At 73.5% G+C, this 10,607-nt stretch carries 10 protein-coding genes, 1 tRNA gene and 1 pseudogene; 9 read left to right on the forward strand and 3 right to left on the reverse strand.

Features of this window, described 5'->3' with window-relative positions:
• Positions 1-237 (forward strand): annotated as a pseudogene (locus tag HLK59_RS44315) (hypothetical protein); the annotation flags it as partial.
• Positions 238-251: 14 nt separating this feature from the next.
• On the opposite strand, the gene HLK59_RS44320 reads toward HLK59_RS44315, so the two are convergent.
• Together HLK59_RS44320 and HLK59_RS44325 are read right to left on the reverse strand one after the other, a co-directional pair.
• Positions 252-1,121: a fused MFS/spermidine synthase gene (locus HLK59_RS44320; protein ID WP_171147340.1), complete on the reverse strand. Its 870-nt coding sequence runs from the start codon at positions 1,119-1,121 to the stop codon at positions 252-254.
• A 79-nt stretch (positions 1,122-1,200) separates the two neighbouring features.
• Positions 1,201-1,614 (reverse strand): hypothetical protein, encoded by a 414-nt coding sequence (locus tag HLK59_RS44325; RefSeq protein ID WP_171147349.1) that lies wholly within the window; start codon positions 1,612-1,614, stop codon positions 1,201-1,203.
• Positions 1,615-1,903: 289 nt separating this feature from the next.
• Between HLK59_RS44325 and HLK59_RS44330 the strand changes: the two genes are divergently transcribed.
• Positions 1,904-3,352 (forward strand): hypothetical protein, encoded by a 1,449-nt coding sequence (locus HLK59_RS44330; protein WP_171147341.1) that lies wholly within the window; start codon positions 1,904-1,906, stop codon positions 3,350-3,352.
• Here HLK59_RS44330 and HLK59_RS44335 read toward each other — a convergent pair.
• Entirely contained in the window at positions 3,349-3,945 is a 597-nt protein-coding gene (locus HLK59_RS44335) for a histidine phosphatase family protein (RefSeq protein WP_171147342.1), read from the reverse strand. The genes HLK59_RS44330 and HLK59_RS44335 overlap by 4 nt on opposite strands.
• Before the next feature lie 191 nt (positions 3,946-4,136).
• Between HLK59_RS44335 and HLK59_RS44340 the strand changes: the two genes are divergently transcribed.
• From HLK59_RS44340 to HLK59_RS44370, 7 genes are all read left to right on the forward strand, one after another.
• Positions 4,137-5,090: a phosphatase PAP2 family protein gene (locus tag HLK59_RS44340; protein ID WP_171147343.1), complete on the forward strand. Its 954-nt coding sequence runs from the start codon at positions 4,137-4,139 to the stop codon at positions 5,088-5,090.
• Positions 5,041-6,207, forward strand: coding sequence for a hypothetical protein (locus HLK59_RS44345; RefSeq protein ID WP_171147344.1), 1,167 nt, complete (start codon positions 5,041-5,043; stop codon positions 6,205-6,207). The genes HLK59_RS44340 and HLK59_RS44345 overlap by 50 nt, the downstream gene beginning before the upstream one ends.
• Positions 6,198-7,787: a hypothetical protein gene (locus HLK59_RS44350; protein WP_171147345.1), complete on the forward strand. Its 1,590-nt coding sequence runs from the start codon at positions 6,198-6,200 to the stop codon at positions 7,785-7,787. The genes HLK59_RS44345 and HLK59_RS44350 overlap by 10 nt, the downstream gene beginning before the upstream one ends.
• Entirely contained in the window at positions 7,784-9,118 is a 1,335-nt protein-coding gene (locus HLK59_RS44355) for an AAA domain-containing protein (RefSeq protein WP_171147346.1), read from the forward strand. The genes HLK59_RS44350 and HLK59_RS44355 overlap by 4 nt, the downstream gene beginning before the upstream one ends.
• A 95-nt stretch (positions 9,119-9,213) precedes the next feature.
• Positions 9,214-9,579, forward strand: coding sequence for a hypothetical protein (locus HLK59_RS44360; protein ID WP_171147347.1), 366 nt, complete (start codon positions 9,214-9,216; stop codon positions 9,577-9,579).
• Positions 9,580-9,686: 107 nt separating this feature from the next.
• The gene (locus tag HLK59_RS44365) at positions 9,687-10,283 is read left to right on the forward strand and encodes a bifunctional DNA primase/polymerase (RefSeq protein WP_171147348.1); all 597 of its coding nucleotides are present in this window, start codon (positions 9,687-9,689) and stop codon (positions 10,281-10,283) included.
• Positions 10,274-10,347: transfer RNA gene (locus HLK59_RS44370), tRNA-Lys, on the forward strand. Before HLK59_RS44365 ends, HLK59_RS44370 begins: the two co-directional genes overlap by 10 nt.
• The last annotated feature ends 260 nt before the right edge of the window (positions 10,348-10,607 follow it).

A 10,607-nucleotide genomic window follows, 5' to 3' on the forward strand; every position in this document is an offset into this window, starting at 1 on the left:
TCCCCCTCCACATCGGGCCAGGTCAAGAGCTACGACACCGAAGGCGGCCGGGCGGTCTTCGACCTCGGCAAGACCTCGGCGACCCTTGTGTCGGCGACTCCGGGCGCGGGCTGGTCGATGCAGGTGTGGAAGACGGAGACGTGGATCCGGGTGGAGTTCGCCTCGGGCGCGGACCGGGTGTCGGTGTTCTGCACCTGGCACGACAGCGCGCCTCGGGTCGAGGTGGGGACGTACTAGACGTACGGGGTGTACTAGCGGAAGACCGACGGCGGCGGCGCGGGTGAGGCGACCGCCGCCGTGTCCGTCACCGGTGCGGCGCCGCCCGTGAAGTCGGTGAGGGGCTTGCCGTGTTCGACGCGGCCGGGGTGGGGGTCGGAGGCGGCCCGGCGGGTGAGTTCGGGGACGGGGAGCGGGGCGTCGGAGGCGACCAGGACCGCGTTGCCGAAGCGTTTGCCGCGCAGGACCGTCGGGTCGGCGATCAGGGCGAGGTGCTCGAAGCGGGCGGCGGCCGTGGCGATCTGGCCGCGCAGATGGGCGAGCGGGGGCCCGTCGGCGAGGTTGGCGGCGTAGACGGCGGAGGGCTTGAGGGCCCTGCGGACCTCGTCGAGGAACTCCGTCGAGGTCAGGTGGGCCGGCGTCCGGGCCCCGCTGAACACATCCGCGATGACGAGATCGGCCCAGCCGTCGGGCACCTTGGCGAGCCCCTCGCGGGCGTCCGTCGAGCGGACCCGGATCCGGGCGTTCGGATCCAACGGCAGCTCGCGCCGGACCAGTTGTACGAGGGCCGCGTCGCGTTCCACGACCTGCTGGGTGGAGCGGGGGCGGGTCGCGGCGACGTACCGGGCGAGCGTGAGGGCGCCGCCCCCGAGGTGCACGGTGTGGACGGGTTTCCCGGGCGGGGCGACCAGGTCGATGACGTGCCCGAGACGGCGCTGGTACTCGAAGGACAGATACGCCGGGTCGTCCAGGTCGACGTGCGACTGCGGCGCCCCGTCGATCAGCAGCGTCCAGGCACGCGCGCGCTCCCGGTCGGGTATGAGCTCGGCGAGGCCGCCGTCGACGGCTTCTACGACGGCTTCGGCGACCGCTTGGCCGCGTCGGCCGCTCCTGGACTTTCCCATGGGGGCATTGTCGCAAGCGGCAGGCGGTCGTGCCGCCGGGGCAGCTCGCGGTCCGCGGCCGCGCCGGGCCCCCGACCTGTCACCGGCAGTTGTCCGCCGCCTCGATCAGCCGGGCCGCCTCCCCCAGCGCCGCCCGCAGCACCGCCGGGTCCGTCGCCAGGTCCGCCTCACCGGGCGGCAGCAGCCAGTCCGAGCCCTCCACCGGTGGCTCGGGGTTCAGCCGCAGGCCCCGCCCGTCGGTCTCCGTGCAGGTGCTGCCGGGTACGTCCCACGCGGCGGCCGTACCCGGCGGGACGACGAAGCCGAGGGTGTCGCCACCGTCGTCGTGCAGGACCGGCCCCACCGCGTCCCCCGCCCCGCGCCGCAGGATGTCGACCGCTTCCAGGCCCTGCCGGGTCGGCACCGTGACGAGATCGCACCCGGCCTCCGGGGCCGATGGTCCGCCGCGATCCGCCGGCGGCGTACACACTTCGATGCTCTGGCTGGTCTCCATCCCGGCCTCCACCACCACGGAACCCCTCCTCGTAACGAGCGGGTCGGGAGTCGGGCGGCTCCCGGTCCTGTGGAGTTCAACGCACGGCGGCGTCAACGGCTACGGCGCAAGTCAGCCGCAAAGGATGGCAGTTCATGGCAGATCCCGGATGAGATATCCGGTTTGTAGCCAAACCCTGCGTGGCGGGTCGGGCACAGAGGGTACGTTCTTGCCCGCCGGAAACAGGGTGTCACACGCACAACTCACCCCGAATCCGGCATGGTTCGACGGTTCACGAGAGGACCCGGCCATGGCGTCGTCAACGATGACCTCGTCCCAGTACCCCCGGCCACCGCGGCCGAACCTCGCGTTCCGGGAGCTGCGCGCACAGCGCTCCCCGGCCGAGTTCGCCGCGGCGGTGCGCCGGGCCGCCCGCGAGATCGGCGAGCGGGTCAGCTGTGACGCGCGCTATGTGGGCCGGGTCGAGGCGGGCGAGATCCGCTGCCCCAACTACGCGTACGAGCGGGTGTTCCTGCACATGTTCCCCGGCCGCACGCTCACCGACCTGGGGTTCGCCCCCCGCTCGTCCGTACGCGGACGCGGGGCGCGCACCACCGAGGTCGCGCCCCCGGTATGCGTCTCAACTCCCGTGCACGCCGCGGGTGAGACGAGGGGGGCGTACGAGCCGTATGACACGCAGGACCCCTACGAGACGTACGACAACGAGGAGAGCGACGTGCTGCGTCGCGCATTCATCACCGGCGGGGGCGCCACGGCGGCCGCCGCCTCACTGGGCCCCGTCGGGCTCGCCCACGAAGCCGCCGCCGCGGGACGCCCCGTGCGCCATGTGCGCCGCGTGGGGGCGAGCGATGTGGACGCCCTGGACGAAGCGGTCCGCAGGATCAGGCTGCTGGACGACCGGCACGGCGCGGACGGACTGTACCGGCGGGCGGCGACCCCGCTGCGCGCCGCGTACGCGCTGCTGGACGCCGGAGCCACCCGGCAGACGACCGCCGACCGCCTGCACTCGGGCGCGGGTGAGCTCGCCATCTCGGTGGGCTGGCTGGCGCACGACTCGGGGCGCTACGACGACGCGCGCTCGCACTACGCGGAGGCGCTCGCGACCGCCCGGATGACCGGCGACGCGGCCCTGGAGTCGCACGCCTTCTGCAACACGGCGTTCCTCGCGCGCGACGCGGGGCGCCCGCGGGAGGCGTTGCGCGCCGCGCAGGCCGCGCAGCGCGTCGGACGGCCCCTTGGCTCCGCGCGGCTGATGTCGCTGCTCGCGCTGCGCGAGGCGGGCGGCTGGGCGGGGCTCGCCGACCGCACCGGCTGCGAACAGGCGCTGGTCCGCGCGCAGGCCCTCTACGAGAGAGGCCCCTCGGACGCCGACCCCGAGTGGATGAGCTTCTACGGCGAGGCCGAGCTGGAGGGCCTGGAGGCGCAGTGCTGGTCGACGCTGGGCGACTGGCCGCGCGCGGCCCGCCACGCGCACCGCGCGGCCGAGTTCCAGGACCCCCACTTCAGCCGGAACATCGCCCTGTACACGGCCGAACTGGCGGACGACCTGGCCCGCGGCGGCCGGCCCGACGAGGCCGCGGCGGCGGGGATGCGTGTCCTGGACCTGTTGGGTCAGGTCCAGTCGTCACGGATCCAGTCGATGCTGGCGGGGACGGCGCGGGTACTGCTGCCGCACCGCAGGGCGTCGGGCGTCTCCACGTTCCTGGAACGGCACGCGAGCGTGCCGAGATCGGCCTAGCCCGCCAGATGCCCCAGGTCGTTCCAGCTCTCGATCGCCGGCTCGCCGTAGGCCCAGCCAAGGACCGACAGCGATGTCGGGTTGAGGCGGATCCGTGCGGCGAAGTCGAGCGGCAGGCCCAGCCAGCGTGCGCCTATGGACCGAAGGATGTGCCCGTGCGCGAAGACCAGGACGTCCCGGTCCGCCGCGCGGGCCCAGGCGACCACCTCGTCCGCGCGGGCCGTCACCTCGGCGAGCGTCTCTCCCTCGGGCACCCCGTCGCGCCAGATGAGCCACCCGGGGCGGACTCTCTGGATGTCGGCCGGGGTCATGCCCTCGTACGCGCCGTAGTCCCACTCGAGGAGCGTGTCCCACTCGGTCGCGCGCTCCTTGAAGCCGGCGATCTCGCACGTCTCACGCGCGCGTGCCAGCGGGCTGGTGCGGACCTCGACGCCGGGCAGGCCGTCGAGCGGTGCGCGGTGCAGACGCTCACCGAGTAGTTTGGCGCCCCGGCGCCCCTCCTCCAGGAGCGGCACATCGGTCCTGCCGGTATGTTTCCCGGCCAGCGACCATTCGGTCTGTCCGTGCCGGGCCAGCAGGATGCGCGGTGCCATGGGCGGAAGGACCTTTCGAGGAAAAACGCGGGCGGGCCACACCCATCATCCCGCACCCTGTCCGGGGGCAACCCGTCGGGCGATCTCTGCGTCCTAGAGGGCCGGGGGCCCTCAACAGGGGCGAACACATACACCGTAAAGTGGTAAGACCGGGCAACCGGACGCCGCGACAAGAAGGGGGAGGCGATCGGATGCCGCACGCCGAGACACCAGGCATCGAGGCTGCCTCGCGAACCCGTCTGCGCTGGTGGACGGAGCTGCCGCTGATCCTCCTGGTGTACGCCTGCTACTCGGCGGGCCGGCTCCTCGCGCGGGGCGACGTCACGCATGCCGTCGACCACGGCCTGGCAATCCTGAAGGTGGAGAAGTTCCTCCACATCAACGCCGAGCATCCGCTCAACCGCCTGTTCACCAGCCAGGCCTGGATCGGTGTACCGGCCGACTTCTGGTATGCGTCGCTGCACTACCTGGTCACTCCGGTGATCCTGGTCTGGCTGTTCCGCTCCCGCACGGTGCGCTACCGCGCGGCCCGCACCTGGCTGATGACCTCGACGTTCATCGGTCTGATCGGCTTCACCCTGCTGCCGACCTGCCCGCCCCGTCTGCTGGCGGAGAGCCACGGCTTCGTCGACACGATGGCCCAGTACAGCTCGTACGGCTGGTGGGGCGGCGAGGCGAGCGCGCCCCGGGGCATGGGCGGCATGACCAACCAGTACGCGGCCATGCCGAGCCTGCACGTGGGCTGGGCCCTGTGGTGCGGGGTCATGCTGTGGCGCTTCGGCGGCACGCGTACGACGAAGGTCCTGGGCGTCGCCTACCCGCTGATCACCACGATCGTGGTGATGGGCACCGCCAACCACTACTTCCTCGACGCGGTCGCGGGCGCCGCCGTCATGGGTGTCGGGCTGCTGCTCGCACCGCTGGTGCTGCGCGGCGCGGACCGGTTCAAGGCGCGCGCGGCGGTGGTCCTCGCGCCTGCCACGGCGAGCACTCCCGGCGCACAGGCCTCAATTGTCAGTGCCGGATGCCAGACTTCCGCGGGTGAGCGAATTCCACGGCAGCGCGAGTCTCGGGTCCCAGCCGGAGCCGAACCGAGTGCCTCCCCCTCGGACGCGGGGGACGGCGCTCCGGCAACAGCTCGCTGAGCTGCGCGGTCCCGACGTACCGGCCAAGGCGCTGGATGCCCGCGCCCTGGCCGCCCTCGCGGCGAACCCGGGGTGCAGACGGCGCGCGATCCTGGACGGCGCCGGGGTGAACAAGGCGGCGCTGGCGGGCGCGCTCGGCTCGCCGTCGGCGTTCGGCCAGTCGCAGTTCGCGCTCACCCGGGGCAACGCGTTCGAGGCGAAGGTCAAGGCGGACGGTGGCGCGGAGCTGCTGCGGTTGGTCCACGAGAGGCTGGACCGGTCCGCCGAGCCGCCCGCCCACGCGCGGGTGCCCGAGCTGACCGCGATCGGCCCGGAGGGGCGCACGGCCCGTACCGCGCTGGCGCTGCGCGAGGCCACCGAGGCGGCCGGCGAGTGGACGCTGCTCGACCACCCGATGCTCGCGCTGGACGTCGCGGGATCCCCCGCCTTCCTGGAGCCGGACGCGGTGGTCGTGCACCCGGACGGCACGTGGACGGTCGTGGAGATCAAGTCGTTCCCGATGCTGGACGGTTCGGCGGACCCGGCGAAGGTGGGCGCGGCGGCGCGGCAGGCGGCGGTGTACGTACTGGCACTGGAGCGGGTCGCGGCACGTCTCACCCAGGAGAGCGCCCCCGCCCCCGAGGTGCGCGACCGGGTGCTTCTGGTCTGCCCCAAGGACTTCTCCAACCTGCCCACCGCCTCCGCCGTGGACATCCGCAAGCAGCGGGCGGTCACCGGCCGCCAGCTGGCCCGTCTCACCCGTATCCAGGACATCGCCGAGACGCTCCCCGAGGGCACCTGCTTCGACCCCACCCGGCCCGCCGAGGAGCTGACGGCGGCCGTCGAGTCGGTGCCGGCGACGTACGCGCCCGAGTGTCTGGCCGCGTGCGAGCTGGCCTTCCACTGCCGTGGCCGCTCCCGCGCGGCCGGCGCGGTGACATCCCTTGGCCGGTCCGTGCGGGCCGAGCTCGGCGATCTGACCACCGTGGCGGAGGTCCTGGCGGCGGCCCGCGGAGAGGCCGGGGACGCCGCGGACCCGGCGGTGGCGGCGCTGCGGAGAGCGGCGACCCTCCGGGCGGAAGCCCTGGGGGCGACGGCCCTGGAGGCGACGGCCCTGGAGGCCCCGGCATGTCACTGATCGCCACCCTCGCCCGCCTCGAAGCCGTCACCACCGGCCGCGCCCAGCCCGCCGCCACCGTCCGGCACCGGCACCTCTCCGACCGGCCCCTCGTCCTCGTGCCGCTCACCACCGCCGGTGAGGCCGGCGCCCCGCTGGGCGCGCTCGTCGGCACCGACCGGGACGCCCCGCGCCTCCTCGTCGTACCGCAGCCCCGCGACCGCGATCTGCGGTTCGCGTTCCTGGCCGAGCTGGCGGACGTCGTACTGCCGTACGTCGACACCTACGCCGAGTCCGTCGAGGCGGCCGAGCGCAACGAGACCGACCCGGAGACCGGCAAGCGGGTCAAGGTCGAGGTCGAGCTGTGCGCGGACGCCCCGCAGCTGATCGTGCCGAGCCGCGCGGGCATCGACCTCGTCCGGCTCCTGGGGCGCTCGATGCGTTTCCGGCGCACGGCCGAGCAGGACCCGGAGTCCCCGCACCCCGCACCACCGCGCGTGCCGTTGCTGGGCCGGTGGCTGACCCACTTCGGGGAGCGGGCCCGGGTCCCCGGCTCCGCCCTGCTGCTCGCGACGACCGAGATCCTGTCCCGGCACTGGGCGACCGGCCAGTCCACCCTGGAGGACCAGCACCTGGGCGCGCTCCTCGCCTGGATCGACCCACCCCCGTCGGCCCCGACCGGCGCCGAGGCCGCCCTGGAGGCCGAGCTCGCCCGGGACACGAAGGGGCAGCTGCTGCACCCGCCGGCCGGTCCCGCCACCGACCCGGCGTTCGACAACAAGCTGCTCGCCCCCGCCTTCGCGCGCTTCGACCGCGCGCGCACCGCCCTGGCCGCCGCCCAGGACGGCCTGGAGGCGGACGACCGGCTCGGCGAACTCACCACCGCCGAGCAGGAGATCCGGAAGCTGGTCGAGAGCCGCACCCGCCCCACCTGGGACGCGGTCTGGCGCGGCCTGGACCTCCTCCGGGAACTGCCCGAGGGCGCGCGCGTCGAGGAGCGCTGGACCCGGGACCGCTGGTCCTTCACCAGCCACCGCGACCGTGTCCTCGCCGGCGAACCCCCGCAGCCGCGCCGCGACGACGCGGTCACCGCCGCCAACAAACTCGCCACACGCGAGCGCGAACAGGCCCGTCTGGAGGCGCAGGAGGCCCTGGACGACCCGCTGGTGATGGCGGGGCGGCGGCTGTCCGGGGAGGCGTTCGCGGGCGAGGTCACGGACGTCGTGATGACGTACAGCGAGGGCAAGCGGCCGAGCCCGCGCCCGCTCGTCACGGTCCGCACGGACGACCGGCCGCACCTCGGGGAGCGCGTGAAGGTGTACCGCTCCCTGGGCGGCAAGCCGCAGACCGCCGAGTTCGTGGGCCACCAGGACGACTGCGTGGTGCTGCGCGTCCTCGACAAGATGGGCCGCGGCAAGGAGCCCGAGACCGGGTCCGTGCCCGAGAAGGGCGACCGGCTCTGCTTCACCCTCTTCGAGCACGAGCAGCGCGGCGGCGCGAAGCTGCCCGACCCGGAGAACACGCCCTGGACGCACGGCGGACCGCCCGGCGAGGCGGTCCGGGAGGCCGCCGATCGCATGACTGCGGAGGATGTTCTGTGACCACGGTCTTCGACCCCGGTACGGCCGCCGCGCAGGCCACCGAAGCGATCCTCCACCACACCCTGCACAGCGACCGGCGCGGTGTCGTCGTCGACTCCCCGCCCGGCGCCGGGAAGTCCACGCTGGTCGTCCGCGCGGCACTGGAACTGGCCGAGGCGGGGCGCCCGCTGATGGTCGTCGCGCAGACCAACGCCCAGGTCGACGACCTGGTCATGAGGCTCGCGGAGAAGAACCCGGAGCTGCCGGTCGGCCGTCTGCACAGCAGTGACACGGACCCGTACGACAAGGCGCTGGACGAGCTGACGAACGTACGGAAGTCCTCGAAGCCGGCGGAGCTGGCCGGCCTTCCGGTCACCCTGTCCACCGCCGCGAAGTGGGCGCACGTCAAGGTCGACGAGCCGTGGCAGCACGCGATCGTCGACGAGGCGTACCAGATGCGCTCGGACTCGCTGCTGGCCGTGGCCGGGCTGTTCGAGCGGGCGCTGTTCGTGGGCGACCCCGGGCAGCTGGACCCCTTCGCGATCGTGGGCAGCGAGCAGTGGGCGGGGCTGTCGTACGACCCGTCGGCGTCGGCGGTCACGACCCTGCTGGCCCACAACCCGGAGCTGCCGCAGCACCGCCTGCCGGTGTCCTGGCGGCTCCCGGCGTCGGCGGCACGGCTGGTCTCCGACGCCTTCTACCCGTTCACGCCCTTCCGCAGCGGCACGGACCACGGCGACCGGAGCCTCGCCTTCGCGGTCCCGTCGGACGGCTCCGGTCCCGACCGGGTGATCGACGAGGCGGCGGAGTCGGGCTGGGGCCTGCTGGAGCTGCCCGCGCGGCACACTCCGCGCACCGACCCGGAGGCGGTGCGGGCGGTGGCGACGGTCGTACGCCGGCTCCTGGACCGGGGTGGCGCGGCGACGTCGGAGCGGTCACCGGACCCGGCTCCCCTCACCGCCGACCGCGTCGCCGTCGGCACCGCCCACCGCGACCAGGCGGCGGCCGTCCGCGCGGCCCTGGCCGAGCTGGGTGTCACGGAGGTGACGGTGGATACGGCGAACCGCCTCCAGGGCCGCGAGTACGACGTCACGGTCGTCCTGCACCCACTCTCCGGCCGCCCCGACGCCACCGCCTTCCACCTGGAGACAGGCCGCCTCTGCGTCCTCACCTCCCGCCACCGCCACGCGTGCATCGTGGTCTGCCGTGCGGGGGTGAGCGAACTGCTGGACGACTATCCGTCGACGGAGCCGGTGCAGCTGGGGACGGTGGTGAAGTTCCCTGACGGGTGGGAGGCGAATCACGCGGTGCTGGCGCATCTGGCGGAGCACCGGGTGGCGTGGAGCCCGTGAGCTGCCCTTACGGCGCTCTTGCGCACCCACGAGACAATGGACGACGGCCCACTCCCGACAGGCGGGTCATCGGCAACGTACGAGGAGGAGAAGACATGGCGGAGCCCACGCCGCGTCGGCATGAACAGCGGCTACGCCCCGCGCCCCTGCTCTTCGAGCCCGCGGAGGTGGCCGCCGATCCGGAGCACTTCTTCGACCTGGAGTCCATCGACGACCCCAGGGCGCTGCTGGCCCGGGCGACGGAGCTGACGCATGCCTTCCGCGCGGCGGCGGACCGTGCCGTGGAGTTCCAGGCGATCGCGGCGGCCCAGCTGGCTGACCCGCGGCGGTTCGACCGGCTGACGCCCGCGGACATCGCGGAACGGGCCGAGTGGACCGAGGACTATGCCAAGAAGATGATCGAGTTCGGCCGGGACCTGATGCGGGGTGCCGAGGGCAAGGGCACCATCGACCCTGCGTAAAGCTCTGGCATATGCCAGGCGAGCAAGATACTCCCCCGCACCCTCCCCTGTCCCGGTTTCCGGCAACCCTCCGAACCGGAACGCTCACGCCCGGTACACCTGGAGGCATGAGCGACACACCCAAGGAGCTCTTCGCCGACCGTTCCGACGTCTACGGCGTCACCGCGGACGGGGCCGACTGGCTCGCCTCGGCAGGAACGTATCCGCGGAGCACGCTGGCACTGTGGGAGGACCGGCCGGACGCGCCGGTCGTACTGCCCTGCGGTACCGCCTTCGACGTCGTCAGCGTCCCCTCGATCTTCGGGCGCCGGATGCTGGACCGGCTGTGGGGCGAGGGTCCGGGCTCGGGGCCGGTCGCGGTGTTCCGTGGGCGGACGCTGCTGTTCGCCGCGCCGGGCACGGCGCACCGGCTGCCCTCGCTGCTGCGGTGGGAGGAGCTCGGCCGTACGGGAGCGGTTCCGCCACTGCTCTGCCACGGTGCCGGAGACGCGGTGACCGTCCCCGCGCCGAGGCCGACGGACGCCGCCCCGACCCCGTTCGACAGCCGCTGGCTCGTCGCCCCGGACACGCGTCACCCCTGGTTACCGGGCCCGGAGATCCTCCTCTGGGCGGCCGTACGGGCGGCCCGCGCGGCAGTGCGGATATCGATTTTTCCTCCCGCCGATCAGGATGCTAAGGTCTACGACGTCAGCAGGCGCCGCTAGCTCAGTTGGTTAGAGCAGCTGACTCTTAATCAGCGGGTCCGGGGTTCGAGTCCCTGGCGGCGCACAGACACCGAAGGCCCTTCGCGAGAGCGGGGGGCCTTCGTCATGGGCCGGATCGGGGCTTCCCTCCGGTGCCCGCAGGGGCGGCCGGGGGTCGGGGGGTTGCCCCCCGGGGGCGCCAGACTCAGCGGGTCCGCGGTTCGAGTCCCTGGCGGCGCCCCGACACCGACGGCCCCCCGTGAGGGCCGGGGGCCTTCCTCATCGGTGGGTGAGATCTTTTCGGCGGCGCGGGGGCGCCCCCAGTGCGCGCCGGTCGAGGGTTAC

The sequence above is a fragment of the Streptomyces sp. S3(2020) genome, assembly GCF_013044505.1.
GTDB lineage: Bacteria > Actinomycetota > Actinomycetes > Streptomycetales > Streptomycetaceae > Streptomyces.